This is a genomic window from Bacillus sp. SJ-10 (assembly GCF_002843505.1).
Classification (GTDB): domain Bacteria; phylum Bacillota; class Bacilli; order Bacillales; family Bacillaceae; genus Bacillus; species Bacillus velezensis.
The window spans coordinates 1,606,240-1,623,965 of record NZ_CP025258.1 but is presented as its reverse complement, the minus strand read 5'-3'; the positions used below and the strand labels follow the sequence as shown (position 1 = coordinate 1,623,965).

Annotated in this window: 12 protein-coding genes; 3 read left to right on the top strand and 9 right to left on the bottom strand. The window is 51.1% G+C overall.

Features of this window, described 5'->3' with window-relative positions; genetic code table 11:
- Positions 1-25: 25 nt before the first annotated feature.
- The gene (locus CXL14_RS08220; protein WP_003152013.1) at positions 26-319 is read right to left on the bottom strand and encodes a WXG100 family type VII secretion target; all 294 of its coding nucleotides are present in this window, start codon (positions 317-319) and stop codon (positions 26-28) included.
- 315 nt (positions 320-634) lie between these two features.
- Here CXL14_RS08220 and CXL14_RS08215 point away from each other — a divergent pair, with 315 nt between their 5' ends.
- From CXL14_RS08215 to CXL14_RS08205, 3 genes are all read left to right on the top strand, one after another.
- Complete coding sequence (locus CXL14_RS08215; RefSeq protein ID WP_014418775.1) at positions 635-1,864, top strand: sporulation transcriptional activator AdeR; 1,230 nt, start codon at positions 635-637, stop codon at positions 1,862-1,864.
- Positions 1,865-1,967: 103 nt separating this feature from the next.
- Positions 1,968-3,098 carry an alanine dehydrogenase gene (gene ald / locus CXL14_RS08210; protein ID WP_003152011.1) on the top strand — a complete coding sequence of 377 codons (1,131 nt, stop codon included), beginning with the start codon at positions 1,968-1,970 and terminating at the stop codon, positions 3,096-3,098.
- A gap of 118 nt (positions 3,099-3,216) precedes the next feature.
- Entirely contained in the window at positions 3,217-3,894 is a 678-nt protein-coding gene (locus tag CXL14_RS08205; protein WP_007613467.1) for a YukJ family protein, read from the top strand.
- A gap of 44 nt (positions 3,895-3,938) precedes the next feature.
- Here CXL14_RS08205 and CXL14_RS08200 read toward each other — a convergent pair whose 3' ends face one another.
- The 8 genes from CXL14_RS08200 to CXL14_RS08165 all read right to left on the bottom strand — a co-directional run bounded on the left by CXL14_RS08200 (position 3,939) and on the right by CXL14_RS08165 (position 17,687).
- Positions 3,939-4,154, bottom strand: coding sequence for an MbtH family protein (locus CXL14_RS08200; RefSeq protein WP_007408694.1), 216 nt, complete (start codon positions 4,152-4,154; stop codon positions 3,939-3,941).
- 18 nt (positions 4,155-4,172) lie between these two features.
- Complete coding sequence (locus CXL14_RS08195; RefSeq protein WP_101287761.1) at positions 4,173-11,300, bottom strand: amino acid adenylation domain-containing protein; 7,128 nt, start codon at positions 11,298-11,300, stop codon at positions 4,173-4,175.
- Between the two features lie 14 nt (positions 11,301-11,314).
- Positions 11,315-12,241 carry an isochorismatase family protein gene (locus CXL14_RS08190; protein WP_014418777.1) on the bottom strand — a complete coding sequence of 309 codons (927 nt, stop codon included), beginning with the start codon at positions 12,239-12,241 and terminating at the stop codon, positions 11,315-11,317.
- Between the two features lie 18 nt (positions 12,242-12,259).
- Entirely contained in the window at positions 12,260-13,885 is a 1,626-nt protein-coding gene (locus CXL14_RS08185) for a (2,3-dihydroxybenzoyl)adenylate synthase (RefSeq protein WP_014418778.1), read from the bottom strand.
- 18 nt (positions 13,886-13,903) lie between these two features.
- The gene (gene dhbC, locus CXL14_RS08180; RefSeq protein WP_014418779.1) at positions 13,904-15,100 is read right to left on the bottom strand and encodes an isochorismate synthase DhbC; all 1,197 of its coding nucleotides are present in this window, start codon (positions 15,098-15,100) and stop codon (positions 13,904-13,906) included.
- A 23-nt stretch (positions 15,101-15,123) separates the two neighbouring features.
- Positions 15,124-15,909, bottom strand: coding sequence for a 2,3-dihydro-2,3-dihydroxybenzoate dehydrogenase (locus CXL14_RS08175; protein WP_014418780.1), 786 nt, complete (start codon positions 15,907-15,909; stop codon positions 15,124-15,126).
- Positions 15,910-16,044: 135 nt separating this feature from the next.
- Entirely contained in the window at positions 16,045-16,914 is an 870-nt protein-coding gene (locus CXL14_RS08170; protein ID WP_014418781.1) for an alpha/beta hydrolase, read from the bottom strand.
- A gap of 176 nt (positions 16,915-17,090) precedes the next feature.
- On the bottom strand, positions 17,091-17,687 hold the full coding sequence (locus CXL14_RS08165; protein WP_012118333.1) for a sulfite oxidase-like oxidoreductase: 597 nt from the start codon (positions 17,685-17,687) through the stop codon (positions 17,091-17,093).
- Positions 17,688-17,726: the final 39 nt, after the last annotated feature.

Sequence of the window (17,726 nt, the reverse complement as noted above, 5' to 3'; positions counted from 1 at the left end):
GCGCTCCGTTTCTTCATTCATCTTATTATCCGCGAATTTGGTTAGCGATATCTTGGTCAGTAGACTCAAGCGTATTTGCCGTTTGATCGAGCTGATGATTCACATCTTGAAGCAATTCAGACATTTTAATAAATGAAGGTTTCAGCTGCTCATATTGATCCGCAAATGCTTCACTTGAAGCACCTTCCCACATGCCTTTCAAATCAGAAATCATGCGGTTCAGGCGGTCAACCTGATTCATGACTTCCTGACTTTCAACGCCATATTGCTTAGCCATCGCTCTTAGCTCTTCGGGTGTGACACGAATTAATCCAGACATATTCCTTATACCCTCCTGTGTCATCAGCCTAAATATGGGCTAATTCACTTATTTTTTGAACGTCATTATTATAAAAACAACCATTCGGCACAGTCAAACAAATCTGTTTTAATTTTACAAAATGAGTCTTATGATATATTGGATTTTTCGTCACATTTACACATTTTGTAAATACAATAGTATGATTTTCTTATTATTTTCGATTTCATCGAATGATCTTATTGTCCTAGTCTATTTCCCTGCAAAGATGCCTTTCAGTCTGAAAAGCAAGATGGTAAGATCAAGATATGAAGCTATGAAAAAGTAGGGATACAGATGACCAATCCAAAGGATCCATTTAAGTACAGTTTCGACAGGCTTGAAGATGTTGCCGACCATATCAGTGAAGTTCTTCAATGCCCCATTACAATAGAAGACGTTAATCATAAACTGCTTGCATACAGCACGCACAGCGATTGTACAGATCCGGCCCGGACGTCGACGATTATCGGGCGGAGGGTGCCGGAAAAAGTCATCAACAAACTGTGGAAAGACGGAACCATTCCGGCCCTTTTAAAAACGGACCAGCCGATCAAAGTGAAAGAAATTGACGAGGTGGGCCTGAGCAACCGCGTGGCGATTTCCATCTGGAAAAACAGTCAGGTTCTCGGATTTATTTGGGCGCTTGAGATCAAAAAAAAGCTCAATGACGAAGATCTGAAGACACTTCAGCTGGCAGCCAAAGCGGTGCGGAACAAACTTTTGCACCTGCAGATCCGCAAAACGAAAATCGAAGAGCGGGGCCAGGAGTTTTTTTGGAAAATGCTGACCGGCCATATTTATCAGGAAGCCGAGATGGCCGAAGGGTTTCATAAGCTCGGAATGGCGCTGCCGTCCGTGTTCAGCGTCATGATCATCCGTTTACATGATGAGCTGACTGAAAAGACGGAACAGCAGCTGCAATATTTGCAGGAAACGACACAGCAGATTCATGTCATGCTGGCGACTGTTGATTCAAATGAATTAATCTTATTAGCCGCGCCGAAAACCGATCAGCCTTTTAAAGATTTAAAGCACTTCGCCCTTCATATTCAAAAACAGCTGAAGGAACGATATAAAATTGAGGATGCGTCGATTGCGGTCGGCGGTATTTACGAATCGATTTCTTATGTTTACCGCTCCTATCAGGAAGCGCTTTCCGTATTAAAAGCGAAAGAGCGGTTTGTGAGAGAAACCAAACACCTTTTCAGCTTTTCGGAACTCGGCATTTATCAGTACCTGGATGTGTTGGATGAAAAACGCAAGCACAGCGGCTATATGAACTATTCCCTCTCAAAGCTTGAGCAGTATGACAGGGAGCACCAAGCCGATATGGTAAAAACGCTCGAACATTTTATTGATGCCGACAGCAACGTCAACACCGCCGCTAAAGCGCTTAACATCCATGTCAATACATTGAATTACAGGCTGAAAAGAATCAGCCAGATCGCAGAAATCGACTTAAAAAATGTAAATGAAAAGTTTACGATTTACCTTGATATCAAACTTCGCAGCATGGGTTCGTGAAATTTCACAAATCCGTGTTTTTTTATTTTCTGTTTCAAACAAAGAATTTTCGCAAAAATCGCGCTACACTTGAAGCATCACACAAACATTGGGGGAAACAGACATGATTATCGGGGTTCCAAAGGAAATCAAAAACAATGAAAATCGAGTGGCATTAACACCTGGAGGCGTTTCACAGCTTATCGGAAACGGCCATCGGGTTCTTGTGGAATCCGGAGCGGGACTCGGAAGCGGCTTTACAAATGAAGATTACGTATCAGCAGGGGCGGAAATTCTGGAGGACAGAAAGCAAGTATGGGATGCGGAAATGGTCATGAAGGTAAAAGAACCGCTGGCTGAAGAGTATGCGTATTTCCGTCAAGGTCTGGTCTTATTCACTTACCTTCATTTAGCTGCAGAGCCGGAATTAGCTAAAGCGCTTACAGAAAAAGGCGTGACAGCTATCGCGTACGAAACGGTAACGGACGGACGTTCCCTTCCGCTGCTTACGCCGATGTCCGAAGTGGCCGGCAGAATGGCCGCTCAAATCGGAGCTCAGTTTCTTGAAAAACCAAAGGGCGGAAAAGGAATTTTATTAGCCGGCGTACCGGGTGTATCCCGCGGAAAAGTCACGATCATCGGAGGGGGCGGCGTCGGAACAAATGCCGCGAAAATGGCTGTCGGACTCGGTGCCGATGTGACAATGATCGATTTGAACGCAGACCGCCTGCGTCAGCTTGATGATATTTTCGGGCATCAGATTAAAACATTGATGTCAAACCCTGTAAATATTGCAGATTCCGTCGCGGAAGCGGATCTTCTGATCTGCGCCGTGCTCATCCCGGGAGCCAAAGCGCCGACTCTCGTTACGGAAGAAATGGTTAAACAAATGAAACCGGGTTCCGTCATTGTTGATGTTGCCATCGATCAGGGCGGCATTGTGGAAACCGTTGATCATATTACAACCCACGATAATCCGACTTACGAAAAACACGGCGTCGTTCACTACGCTGTCGCCAATATGCCGGGCGCCGTACCGCGTACGTCTACGCTCGCATTAACGAATGTAACCGTTCCTTACGCGCTTCAAATCGCCAATAAAGGCGCGGCACAAGCCATTGCAGACAGCCCTGCGCTTAAAGCGGGCTTAAATACGGCTAACGGACATGTCACGTATGAAGCCGTAGCCAAAGACTTAGGCTATGACTACGTGCCTGCTGAAAAAGCAATGCAAGGTTCGGCTGCAAAAGCTTAATAGATATTGAAGAGGACAGCCTGATCAGCGGGCTGTCCTTTTTTCTTTCTCATAAAAGGAAAAACGGCCCCCTGTCTCGAATATCAATTCATATCCCGGAAGAAAAAGGAGGATTCATATGGCTGTTCAGCACTATGGTGTATTAAAAGGCACTGTGTCAGATATGAAAAGGGAAACAGATGATGATTCTCCGCATTTTCAAGTCGAGGTGCTAGGCGAGCCTGATACGCGCTATCGCTGTGCGATCAATGTCATGTCAAGTTCAAAAGAATCAGAGGTTCTGTATGCGGCACGCGATCATTTTGACGCAAGCGCGATCACCCTGCTGCCCAACATTCCGTATGGATATACCCCAATTGATGAAACCAGCCGTGAGCTGGCGCTGGATTATGTCCGCGGCGGATTGTTTGATCCCCGGAACATGGTGCCCCTCCCGCATGAAGTCACCGGTCCGGATAATGACTTAAATGACTTTATTGAGACGTACATGCAAAAAGCCAAATCAGAAAAAGCCACCGTCTATATTTACGGCTCTAAATTCGGGCCGGAGCCGGGCGCTGATAAGATTTTCGGGTTCAAGCCGACAAACGGCATGCATAATATTCATATGAATCAGGGAAACCCAATTGATACACGCTGGAAGAAGGATAACGGAACGTGGCACGACGGCGGTATTTTAATCCAGTTTGCAGACCAGTGGGCCGCGGTCTTTTTGGCTTTTCTGTCTCAGTCATGGTGCACGAATGAAGAAGGCCACCCTTATACATTCTGTGATCATACACAGCTTAACGGCTGATGTCCGCATAAAAAGCCTGCCGAAATAACGGCAGGCTTTTCTTATTACATTTTAGCGGCTTCGGCCTGTTTCAGGCTTTCCGGCCTCATATCACGCCAGTTTGTCTCAATATATTCGAGACAAACGGGGCGGGTTTCATTCGTGAGGCGGGTTTCCCAGCCGTCCGGCACATCCAGATAGGCCGGCCACAGTGAGTACTGGCCTTCAGCATTGACGAGCACGTGGTATGAGCCGTCTTCCCGTTCAAATGGATTTGTCATATCATCTCTTTCCTTTCTTTACCGGACTGTACGCCGTCCGTTTAATTTCTCTGCCAGAATCGCGCCGATGTCGGCAAGCGGGCCCGGCTGGCACATATCTTTATGGCGGCAGTCTAAGTCATACCGCTCGATTTTCCCCGTAATATACGGTTTCCAAGTATCCGGCTCAATCGGGTCAAACCACTCCGGAATAATCGTGGATCTGAAGAACAGCACATCTCCGTGGAACGGCTTCGGCTTGTATGTTCCTAACAGCCCGACAGAATTAACGTACGTGTCTTTCAGATTCATCATCACTGACTCGTCCAGACTGGCTAATGCGCTTCCCTCACGGCGGAGAATGGTCAGCGCAGTGTCAAAATCAAGCGGCTGATCCCCGAGGCTGTCCGGGTCGTACCCTCCCAGGGCAAGCAGCGCGATGACGGCTTCCTCGTCATCAGGCGCATTTTTTATCGGCAGAAAATGATTCGGATACGCGTCAAGCATCACCAAAAGCGAAACCTCTTCACCCCGGCTCTGTAATTGTGTCGCCATGGCCTGAATGACATTCCCTCCGAGAGACCAGCCGAGCAGACGGTACGGCCCTTTCGGCTGCACGGTGCGGATTTTTTCAATATAATCCGCCGCCATGTCATCTAAGCTTTGCGGAAGCGGTTCTTTTTTTCCGATGCCTCTCGCCTGTAAGCCGTATATCGGATAATCAGCCTCTAAAGAAGACATCAGCCCGGCATAACACCAGCTGAGACCGCCGGCCGGATGGACACAGAACAACGGTGTTTCTTCTCCTGCCGTTCTGAGCGGAAGAAGAACATCAAGCGCGCTTGTGCCCGTTCCTGACTCAAGTCTTTCAGCAAGGCTTGCCACCGTAGGAGCTTCAAATAATGTTCCGATACTCAGCTCGGCTCCCATCGCTTCCCGAATACGGCTCATTAAATGAACCGCAAGCAAAGAATGGCCGCCTAAATCAAAGAATCTGTCATCAATACCGACACGCGGCAGGTGAAGCACCTCTGCGAACAGCTCACACAGCATTTCTTCCTGCGGCGTTCTCGGTCCCCGGCCGGTGACCTCCGTTTGGAAGTCAGGCGCAGGGAGCGCTTTTCGGTCAAGCTTTCCATTCGGTGTCAGCGGCAGTTCATTCATTTGGACAAAAGCTGACGGAACCATGTAATCCGGCAGGCTTTCTTCGGTAAACCGGCGCACGTCCCCCGTGTCCAAGGTGCTGCCGGCAGATCGGACAAGGTAGGCGGCCAGCCGTTTATCTCCCGGCCGGTCTTCACGGACGACTACGGCAGCATCCTCGACATCCGGATGTTTGACGAGAACCGCTTCGATTTCTCCCAATTCAATCCGGAAGCCGCGGATTTTAATCTGGTGGTCCGCTCTGCCCATATAATCAAGAGAACCGTCCGTCCGCAGACGGGCTAAATCCCCTGTCCGGTACATTCTCGTCCCCGGCGGGCCGTACGGATCAGCCACAAAGCGTTCGGCGGTCAGGCTTTGCCGCCCTAAGTAACCGCGTGCCACGCCTCCTCCGGCCACATACATTTCGCCCGTGATGCCCGGAGGCACAGGCTCCAGCCGGTCATCAAGCACATATACGTTCAGATCAGGAATGCCGCAGCCGATGAGGCTGTTTGCCTTCAGTTCGGCAATGTTTTTGTCTAATTCAAGGTAACTGACGTGCACCGTCGTTTCCGTAATGCCGTACATATTCACGAGCACCGGCTGATTGTCCGCGTGGCGGCTGTACCAATCCTCAAGCCGGCTCAGCTCAAGCGCCTCGCCGCCGAAGATGATATATCTGAGTGCGAGCTGACGCCCCAGCTCTTTGTGTTCTTTTTCCGCATGCATCAGCTGGTAAAACGCTGACGGCGTTTGGTTAAGCACGGTCACCCGCTCTTTCACGAGGAGATGTAAAAACGCTTTCGGCGATCTGCTGATGTCATGCGGCACGACGACGAGACGTCCGCCGTGAAGCAACGGCCCCCACATTTCCCAGACAGAGAAATCGAAAGCGTAGGAGTGAAACATCGTCCATACATCATCAGAATGAAAGTGATACCAATGCCGCGTCGACTCAAACAGCCTGATAACATTGCTGTGCGGAATGATGACACCTTTCGGCACACCTGTTGATCCCGACGTGTAAATGACATAGGCCGGGTGAAGCGGTGACAGCGGATGAATCCGGTCAGCGTCCGCAGGGTTCGTGACGGCATATCGCTCAAGTGTTTCTTTATTCTGCGGGTCATCCAGGATGAAGGCCGGCATGCCGCTTTCGATAGAGAGCTTACTTGCGCCTTCACGGTTGGTGAGCATAAATACAGGCTTGGCATCATGTAACATAAAAGCAATGCGGTCCGCGGGATAATCGGGATCAAGCGGCAAATACGCTGCCCCCGTCTTCAGGACGGCTAACAGCCCGACAATCATATCTAAAGAACGCGGCAGCGCCAGTGCGACAAACTGCTCAGGGCCGACGCCGCGGGCAATCATCATGTGCGCGAGCTGATTGGCTCTTTCATTCAGCTCTTTATAAGTGAGCCCGCTCTCTCCAAATACTGCCGCCGTTTCATCCGATTTTGCGGCGGCCTGTATTTCAAACAATTCAGGCAGTGTCTGCCGAGGCTGAATATGCTGTTTTGCCCGTTTAACCGGCAAAAGCTTCCGGCGCTCTTCATCAGAAAGAATGGTTAAGCTTCCGATCGATTTTTCCGGATGTGATGCAGCATCTTCGAGCAGAAGAAGCAGGCGTCCGGCAAGTGCTTCGGCCGTTTCTTTTCTGAATAAGTCCGTACTGAACTCCAGCAGGCCTTCAATACCGGCAGGCGTGCCGTCGTCATGGCGCTGTTCAGCCAATTCCAGCGTCAAATCAAATTTGGACGATCCGACACTGCTGATTTGCAGGCTTGTTTCCATATCAGGAAGACTGAGTACAGGGTCAGGCGTATTTTGGAATGCGAGCATCACTTGGAACAGCGGATGTCTTGACCGGGAACGAACCGGATTCAATTCTTCCACGAGACGTTCAAACGGCACGTCCTGATGTTCATATGCTGCGAGATTCATTTCCCTGACCCTTTCAAGGAGCTCACAAAAGCTCGGATCGCCAGAGGTATCGGTTCTCAGTACGAGTGTATTAATGAACATACCCACAAGGTCTCCCAATGCGTCATCACTGCGGCCGGCTATCGGACTGCCGATCGGAATATCGGTCCCTGCACCGAGCCGGGTCAGTAACGCGGAAAGCCCTGATTGAAGCACCATAAACAGGCTTACGCGCTGATTTCTGGCAAGTGAGAGAAGACGGGCATGAAGCTCTTGGCCAATGTTGACCGGAATGACGCCGCCCCTGTAGCTTGATTCAGCAGGACGCGGAAAATCAGACGGCAGCTCCAGCTGATCCGGTACATTTTCAAGCGTTTTCTTCCAGAAATCCAGCTGGCGCGCAATTAAGCTCTCAGAATCAGACGCGCTGCCTAAAAGCTGCTGCTGCCAAAGCGCATAATCCGCATATTGAACCGCCAGCGGCGCCCATTCTGCTTTTTTACCTGTTTGCCGGGCGATATAGGCTATGGATAAGTCACGCATGAGCGGATTCAAGGACCAGCCGTCACCTGCGATGTGATGCAGGAGAATCATCAGCGTATACTTGCCGTCACCAAGATCAAACAGCTCAGCCCGGACGGCCGGCTCTTTAGCGAGATCAAACCGATATCGTGCCGCAGCGGCAAGCATGTCTTGGAGCTCGTTTTTGTCCGCACGTGTCACTGTAAACACAGGGCGGGCTTCTTCAGCAGATAAAATGAGCTGATGAGATGATCCCTTATTTTCCGGAAAAACGGTGCGCAAGCTTTCATGACGGCTGACAACATCGTAAAAGGCGTGTTTCAGCGCTGATTGGTCAAGCTTGCCTGACATGCGGACAATCACCGGAATGTTGTAAGTCGGGCTTGGCCCTTCAAGACAGTAGAGAAACCAAAGACGCAGCTGCGCAAATGACAGCGGGATATGCTCCGGCCGGTCAAACGGCTTGAGCTTAGGCCGCGCACTCTTTGCGGTGTCAAGCTGTGCGGCGAGCCCGGCAACGGTCGGCGTATCAAACAGACGGCCGATGCCAATCTCTGCGCCCATCGTCTCCCGGACCCGGCTCATCAGGCGTCCGGCTAAGAGCGAATGTCCGCCCAATTCAAAGAACCCGTCATCAATTCCGACCCGCGCGAGACCGAGAACCTCGGCAAACAGATCGCATAATATTTCTTCCTGCGGCGTCCGCGGCCCTCTGTCAGACAGGACAGCGGAAAAATCAGGTGCAGGCAGAGCGCTGCGATCGAGCTTCTTATTCGGTGTCAGCGGCAATTCTTTCAGCTGTACAAACGCGCCCGGCACCATATAATCCGGCAGGCTTTCGGCCATATATGCACGAAGTCCGCCGATATCAAGGGGCTGATCCGCGACAGCGTAAGCCGCCAGCCGCTTATCTCCCGGCTGGTCTTCACGGACAATGACGGCGGCCTGCGAAATACCCGGATATTTCGACAGCACTAACTCAATTTCTCCTAATTCTATCCGGAACCCGCGGATTTTAATTTGGTGATCGGCTCTGCTGATATAATCAAGCGAGCCGTCCTCACGCCAGCGCACGAGATCTCCCGTCCGGTACATCCTCGCGCCCGCGGGCCCGTACGGATCGGCAATGAATCTTTCAGCTGTTAAATCAGGACGGTTATAATAACCTCTGGCAAGCCCCTCGCCCGCGATATAAAGCTCGCCCGCGATTCCCGGCGGGACGGGCTGCAATGCGGCGTCCAGCACATATACCCGCGTGTTCCAAATCGGCGTTCCGATCGGAGGCGCCCCCGTATGGTCTTTTGCAAGCGGCTGTGCGGCCGACCAGATTGTTGTTTCAGTCGGCCCGTACAGATTCGTCACCGTACAGCCTGATTCAAGCAGAGCATGCATAAGCGCGTTCGGAAGCGCCTCACCTCCGACAAGCACCCGCAGCGCCCGGAGAGAATCCGGTTCATTGGTGACTAATGAATGCCACAATGTCGGCGTTGCCTGCATGATTGAAATACCGTATGAGTGAATCATGTGCGCAAGCGCCCGCGGTTCCTGAATCGTCTCTTTACGTGCGATGACGCACCCCGCCCCGCTGATGAGCGGAAGGAAGAGCTCAAGTCCGGAAATATCAAACGCCGCAGTCGTAACGGCAAGCAGGCGGTCTTGTTCGCCGAGCGGGAACATTTCCCGCATGGATAAGAGGAAATTGCTTACGCTTTTTAATGTGACGACTACGCCTTTCGGTTTGCCCGTTGAGCCCGATGTATAAATGATATAAGCGGGGTGCAAAGGCGAACATTCCGCCTGAGCGGGACAGTCAGCATTTTGAGCGGCAACGGTTTTTACCGTATCCGGGTCATCGAGAATGATCCTTTTTGCATCACTGTCTTCCGGCATGCGGCCGGATAATTCCATCGTTGTAATCAGGCATGCAGGCTGTGCATCTTTGAGCATGTATGCGATCCGCTCAGAAGGAAAATCAGGATCAAGCGGCAGGTATGCGGCTCCCGTTTTCAAAACGGCCAGCATACTCACGGCCAACTCCTGTGACCGCGGAAGCAGCAAAGCGGCAAATTGTTCCGGTCCGAGCCCCTTTTCCTTTAGCATGCCGGCAAGCTGGTTCGCGCGCTTGTTCAATTCGGCATAGCTGAGCTCTTCGTTTTCGGTGATGATTGCCGGCCGGTCCGGTGTTTTTACGGCCTGTTCGTAAAACAGCTCCGGCAGACTTTTCTGCTTCTCGGCCTTGCGCGTGTCATTCCAGCTTTCCAGTACGCGGAGACGTTCACTTTCAAGCAGAAGGTTGAGTGTGCCGATTTTTTGTGTCTGGTCTTTCACAGCGGATTCCAACAGAAGCAGGAATCGTTTTTGATGGTTTTCAATATCTTCGGTGCTGTACACTTCCGGATTCGCATCAAAGTCCACACGCATTCCGCTTCCGTCCGCTCTGTCGTAAACGTTAATTGACAAATCATCAACGGGCCCTGCTGATAAATTATGAACGGTGCCCGGCGCTCCGGCGAAATCAAGCGCGTAATCAAACGGCATCACATTGACTTGCGGGCCGAACAGCCTGCGATTTTCTCCGAGCAATTTAAGGTCGCGGCGCATATCTTCATGGCGGTATTTCTGATGGCGCCGGATGTTTCGGATTTCTTTTGCCACTTGGCTGACGGCCTCATGAAAATTCATATCCGGGCGAAGAGAAAGCCGTAAAGGCATAAGATTCATGACCATACTCGGAATATTCAGTGAAATCGAGCCGATCCGCCCCATCATCGGTAAGCCGAGTACGATATCCCCCGCGTTTGTCATCCGATGGACATATACCGCCGCTGCGGCCGTGACGGCTTCATGCCAGTTCGGAATCGCTTTTACATGCTGTAAAGCCGTTTCAGAAAGATAAGCCGTGCTTCTCCGAAAACGTGTTGACGTTCTCGGCGCTCTTTCCGCCAAACTGACGACATCAGGTTCATCCGCAAATTTCTCCATCCAAAATTCCCGATCTTTCAGGAATTGATCAGACGCGCGGTACTCTTGATCTTCTTTTACCAGATCCTCCAAAGAACCGAAGGAGCGCCCGTTATCCGGACGTCCCTCCCGTATTGCGGTGTACACTTGCGCCGTACGCCGTGCCAGCAGTGAAAAACCGTAGCCGTCTATCGCAATGTGGTGAATGCGCTGATACCAGAAAAAGCGTTCCGGTCCCGCCTGAAATAAAATGTCGCGGAACAGAGGCCCGGCCGCCATATCGACGGGCTCAGCCAAATCTGTCTGCATGAGTCTGAGTGCGGCCTGCTTCGGATCAGCTTCTGAACTCACATCTATGACATCGATCGCAGCCTCAAATGGAGGATTGATGATCTGCTTCGGCCCGTCTGCCCCCTCTTCGAAGCGGGCGTGTAATGACGCGGCTTCCGTCAGCACGCGGTCGAGAGCGGTTTTAAATATGTTCACATCGATCGCGCCGTTTATCTCAACGTACTCGCCTGTATTGTAAATCGGATTATCAGGATCAAGCTGCTGCGCAAACCAGATACCGGCCTGTGCGCCTGTCAGAGGCAGCTGTTGTGTATCATGCATTCTATTCTCTCCCTTTATAAATAATCTGCGTTCGGCAAGACTTTTTGAGATCGGGAAGAAAGAAGTCTCCACCACTCTTCCAGCGTCCGGTTCTCCGCCAGTTCCACAAACGTCACTTCAGCTCCGTCACGGCGCCATTGTTCGACAAGGCTCATGATTCTGACGGAGTCAAGACCTCTGTCCAGCAGGTCTTCATGATCCGGAATATCAGACGGTGATTCTTGAAGAATCGCCGCAATTTGTTCCCGCACCCGGTCTTTTGTCAATACGGCGGAAGTCTTCTCTGCTCCTTCAGAAACCGGCGCGCCGCCCAGCAGCTCCAGTACTTCGTTTGTCAAAGCCGTGTAAGCGCAGCGCTGAGACGCATATTCGATGGCCATCTTATGTTTTTCTGAAGAAAAATCAGCAACGGCGTCTCCGATAAAGAAGCTTTGGATATCATCCATAAATGCTTCACAGGCTGTGACGAGGCAGCCGATGTGTGCATAAATTCCCGTAATCATGAGCTGGTCTCTGCCGCTTTCACGCATGATCTCAAGGAGATTCGTCCGTTTAAACGCGCTGTATCTCCACTTTGTGAGGACAATGTCCTGATCATCCGGGGCAAGCTCCGGAATGACCTTTTCTTCATAAGGCCCGCTTTTTAGCCCCGGCCCCCAAAAATCCGTCAGCAGCGCGCGGTCCGCCGGGTCTTGGCTGCCCGGCTGCGCGGTATACACCACCGGAATGCCGAGTGCTTTGCATTGCTCTTTTATTTTTTTGATATTCTCAGCCGCCTCCGTGATCGGAGCTTCACCTTTCGCAAAAGCATCGACGAAATAATTCTGCATGTCATGGATCAGAAGCACCGCGCGTTTCGGATTCAGCGTCCACGATACTTTATTTTCAGGCATATCTGACGCTGTCGGCAGCGCATATGCGGGAATAGACGGTATAGCCAATGTAAACACTTCCTTTTTTTAAGATTGTTTGATTTCAGCCGGCTTTACTTTTTGGGCGATCGTTTCGCGAAGATCCTTTTTACTGACCTTGCCGACGCCGGTTTTCGGGAAAGAAGCGATAAATTCAATCCGGTCGGGGATTTTATATGCCGCCAATCCGCGCTCACGTAAAAATGCTTTCAGCTCTCCCGGTTTCGGCGCTTCTCCTTTCGGGATGACGAACACACAGGATCTCTCCCCGAGAAAATCATCCGGCATTGAAACCATGGCCGCATCATGAACGGCAGGATGCGCAAGAAGGTGATTTTCCACCTCCTCAGCGGCTATTTTTTCACCGCCCCGATTGATTTGATCTTTCGCACGTCCTTCGACGATGATATAGCCGTCCGCCGTCAGTTTGACGATATCGCCGGTCTGATAAAATCCGTCGGCTGTGAATGATCTTTCATTATGTTCAGGCGCTTTATAATATCCGCGAATCGTGTAAGGGCCGCGTGTAAACAAATGTCCCGCTTCACCGGGGGCGACATCCCGCCCGTTATCGTCTAAAACCCTGACCTCATCAAAAGGTGACATCGGTCTGCCTTGCGTATTGACAATGATCTCTTCAGGATCATCCAGTCTCGTATAATTCACCAATCCTTCCGCCATTCCGAAAACCTGCTGAAGGGTGCATCCGAAAGCGCTCTTCACGCGGCGGGCCGCCTCAGCGCTGAATTTGGCGCCTCCCACCTGCAGCACTTGAAGGCTTGATAAATCATCACTTCGCGAACCGGATGCGTCCATCCACACCATCGCAAGCGGCGGGACGAGCGCTGTAATTGTGACACGTTCTTTTTCAATTAACGGGAAGCAGTCATCCGGACTCGGCGTCGGTGACAGAACAACCCGGCCTCCGGCATATAAAGTTCCCAGCACACCCGGCGAGCTGAGCGGATAATTATGCGCTGTCGGCAGAGCGGCCAAATAAACGCTGTGATGATCCAAGCCGCATATTTCCGCGCTGATGCGCAAACTGTATATGTAATCGTCGTGTGTTCGCGGAATCAGCTTGGACAGCCCCGTACTGCCTCCTGAAAGCTGTAAAAAGGCGACTTCCGCCGGGCTTATATCTTCCAGCTGAACCGGCTCTCTATGCAGGCTGCTCAGTTCTTGAAACTCTTCAGCTTCGCCGGCCACAATGACATGCGCCAAATCCGGAAGTTTGTCTTTCACCTGTCTGGCAAGCGCTCTGTAATCAAAACCTGAATGCATATCAGGAATGATGTATGCTTTCGCCTCTGCAAACTCGCAGAAATACGTAATCTCACTGCTTCTATGGGAAGGCAGTGCGAAAACGGGCAGCGCTCCGAGCCTGAACAGCGCGAAAATCACTTCAAAAAACTCAGCGATATTCGGCAGCTGAACGACAACGCGGTCTTCCTTTTGAATTCCGAGCTTATGCAGTCCCGCCGCTAAACGATCGGCCCTTTCATCTAATTCTTTGTAGCTCCAATGTACATCTTTACACGTCACGGCAGTTTGATTTCCGTATAAAGCCGCGCGCTCTTTCAGCATTCCTCCGAACGTCTCACCCTTCCAGCAGCCGTCTTTTCGGTATTTGTCAGCCCATTCTTCCGGCCATGGCGTAAATCCAGTCAGCACGATCCGTTCCCTCCTTTTTTACAACTCATCTTGGTAAAGCCCCATCGCCCGGAGCATGGTGCGAAATTTCGCCGATGTTTCGTCCAATTCATCCTGCGGCTTTGATCCGGCGACAATCCCGGCACCCGCAAAGAGCCGAAGAGACCTTGTTTTCGCTTCGGCGCAGCGAAGTGCGATAATCCATTCTCCGTCACCCTCAGCATCACACCAGCCCGCCATTCCCGTGTAGAAATTGCGGTCAAACGGCTCAATATCCTGAATCGCTTCTCTCGCCGCATCCGTCGGCGTTCCGCATACCGCAGGTGTCGGATGCAGGGCGATGGCCAGCTCAAGTGATGTCGTTGACGGATCACGCAGCTCTCCCTTTACCTCGGTGGACAGGTGCCACATCGCCTCAGTTTTAATGAGTGACGGTTTTTCCGGCACATCAAGTACACGGCAGAACGGTTTAAGGGCGGCGGCCACGGCGGCCACGACTACGGCATGTTCATGCAGATCTTTTGCTGATTGCAGCAGTTCTTCCGCTCTTCTCTGATCCTCGGCGGGATCTGTGCTGCGAGGTCTGGAACCTGCCAGCGGATTGGACAGAATCGATGTTCCGTTTTTGGACAGCAGCAGTTCAGGACTTGCGCCGAAAAGCGTTTTTCTTGTTTCTGACGTTCCCGTCACATCCGCAGCGAATGTATAGCCGCGCGGGTTGTGCTGCGCCAAATGCTTGACGGCCTGAGGAATGTCGATATCCTTTTCAGCGGTCAGATGAAGCGTCCTTGACAGCACGATTTTGCTGAGCGGACCGTCCGTAATGTTGAATACGCCTTGTTCCACACCGCTCATAAAGCCCTCAGGCTCCGGAACGGGACAGATGTCATATGTATTGGATTGCGGCTTTTCTGCGGAAGATACCGCAAACGAAAGCGGGCCTGCCGTATGGACATTCTTCGGTACAAAAAGCCGGGAAGCTTTTCTGCTGTCAAAAGGAATGGCGCCGGCCGCAATCGGATGTTTGATGCCGGCTTGCTTTGCCTCAAGAAGCGTCTGTCTCACGCGTTCAGGCAGTGAATCCAGCTGATTTTCCGCGTCTGTATCAGGCACTTCCGCAAACATTCCTTCCGCAAGCATCGTACTTTTCGGGGAAGCTAAAAAGAACGCCCCGGGCTTGTAAGCGTCCAGCACCTCTTTTGCTGACACTTCCGCCAATAAATGTTGATTTGTCATGTTTGTCCCTCCTTCTCGTTAAATCAAACGCCTAAAGTAGCGCCGCCATCAACGCATAAATCATGCATCGTAATATGGTTTGCCTGTTCAGAAGCCAGAAACAAAACGGCATTTGCAATATCAGAAGGCTTCGCCAGCTTTTGAAGCGGAATTCCCGTTTTATATGTATCAAGCGAACCTCTGATGACGTCCCGGGCTCCATTCTCGTCCTGCCACAGCGCCCGCTGCATGTCGGTTTCCGTTGAACCCGGAGATACGATGTTGCAGCGGATATGATGGGCCGCAAGCTCCAGTCCGAGGCATTTCGTAAACATGACGGCAGCCGCTTTTGACGCCGCATAAGCCGCCATGGAAGCACGCGGAACGCCGGCTGCATTCGAACCGACCGTAACGATGGCGCCTTTTTGACGCTCAATCATGTACCGGCTTACAGCCCGCGATACATGAAAAACGCCGGTCGTATTAACAGAAAATGTTTGATCCCAATCTTCATCACTGAGGGATTGCACCGGACCCGGCCGCAGCACGCCCGCAACGTTCGCCAATATTTCAATAGGCCCCATGTCGCGTTCAACGGCGGCGATGATATCATTGACAGCCGCACTGTCAGATACATCTGCGGCAAACCCCTGCGCCTGCACGCCTTTTTTCCGAAGTCTGTCAGTAAGCCCGAGAAGCAGGTCTTCATTTGTATCTATAGCTGCCACATTTACGCCTTGTTCAGCAAGGGCAAGCGCTGTTGCTTCTCCGATGCCTTGAGCGGCGCCGGTGACAACGGCCGTTTTCCCTTTCATTCCCAATGCGTCCATATTATCATTCCCTTTCTATATTGATAATGATTATCATTATCAATTATGATTCAAGACAATCATATCCAAATCAAAACACGCAGTCAATTAGAAAATTAGAATCAGCCGCATTTAGTTCGAAGGGCCTGTTTTTTCTCATGCGGGAGAATACGGGGTATGCGGCCCTCCCGGATTCAGGCAGAAACGCAGTGCCCTGCTGATTAAAACGGGCAGGACAGAAATATGGCCCTCTCCTTCAAACTCGCTGTATTCAGCACGGACTCCATCATCTTCAAACCCGCATAATAAAGAGTACAGCGCCTCTGCGTGCTGCGGGATTCTGCTTTTATGTGTTTTTTCAATTTCTCCCGCAGCCAGCAATACGCTGACTTGAAGATTTTCCGCAGAGAGCCGGTCTGACAAACGTTCCGCTTTTTCCTGAATAAAACGCTTGTTCCAGTGAATTGACGGACTCCCGGCAACATAGGTCTGAAACATGTCCGGCCTCGTCAAAAGCACTTGCAGCACAAAAAGACCGCCCAGCGAATGGCCGAAAATCGTCTGCCTGCCTCTGTCGATCGGATAATCCCGCTCCATCGCGGGCTTTACTTCTTCTTCTATAAACTCCAGAAATGCTTCCGCCCCTCCCTGTTCGGGCCATGCCGCGCCGCGCGGATGCACCGGCAGTTCTGATTCAGAAAGCGGCATCGTAAAATCACTGTGACGTTCGGCGGAAAACGGCTGATCTGTCGGGTAGCCGATTCCGACAATCACCGCCGGAACAACGCCTGTTTTTTCAGGCCGTCGGCTTTGCACCCGCAAAGCTTCGGCCATTGTGCCGAACACGGAATTCGCATCGAGCAGGTATATGACGGGGAAGCCGGATGCAGGCGGTTCTTCCTGAGGAAAAGAGGCAAAGATACGATACGTACGGCCTCCTTTTGAGCGCATTTCTCTTACTTCTGTGCCCGGAACCGCGTATCGGCCGGCCGGCGCGAAACCCCGCTTTATTTGTTTTCCGTCCATTATGTGTTCATCCCCTTTGCGGCAATTGCTTTATCTATGCTTATTGATAATGATTTTCAATATCAAAAGACACCTCAAATAATAGGTTTTTTGCCAAACAAAGTCAATGGATTTTTGATATAAAAAAAGCACCTTATTTCAATAAGGTACCTAAGAACTATATAGTGATAGGAGGCTTAATCCCATGTAAAGCGCTCATTCTTCCATGGATCTCCCCTCATATGGTAGCCGTTTTTCTCCCAAAAGCCGGGGTGGTTTTCCTTTGTAAACTGAATGCCGCGCAGCCATTTTGCGCTTTTCCAAAAATAAAGATGGGGGAAAACGCCTCTTAGCGGATAGCCGTGCTCTGGCGTTAACGGCTCGCCGTTATGCGCATATGCCAGCAGGGATGTTTCCCGCGTAAAATCAGAAAGCGGCAGGTTGGCCGTCCAGCCCTCTTCAGCGTGCAGAATGACGAATCCCGCTTCTTTGTGCACGCCCGCTTTCTCAGCGATGTCTTTGGCGCGTATTCCCTGCCAGATATTATCAAGACGGGACCAGCCCGTGACGCAATGAATATCATTTTTCACTTCGGCTTCCGGAAAGGCTTTGATATCTTCAAAGCTTAACAGCATAGGACGGTCAACAAGTCCGTACACTTGCAGATTCCATTTTGACATATCTTCATAATAAGGAACATTTCCGGCGTGAAGCACGGGAAACTTCGTTGTGACATTTTGGTTTGGCGGAATCCGTTCCGACTGTTTTGTTTGTTTCGTTTTCCCGAAAAACATATGGCTCCCTCCATTTAGTAAACCTGCATTAAATCTTTG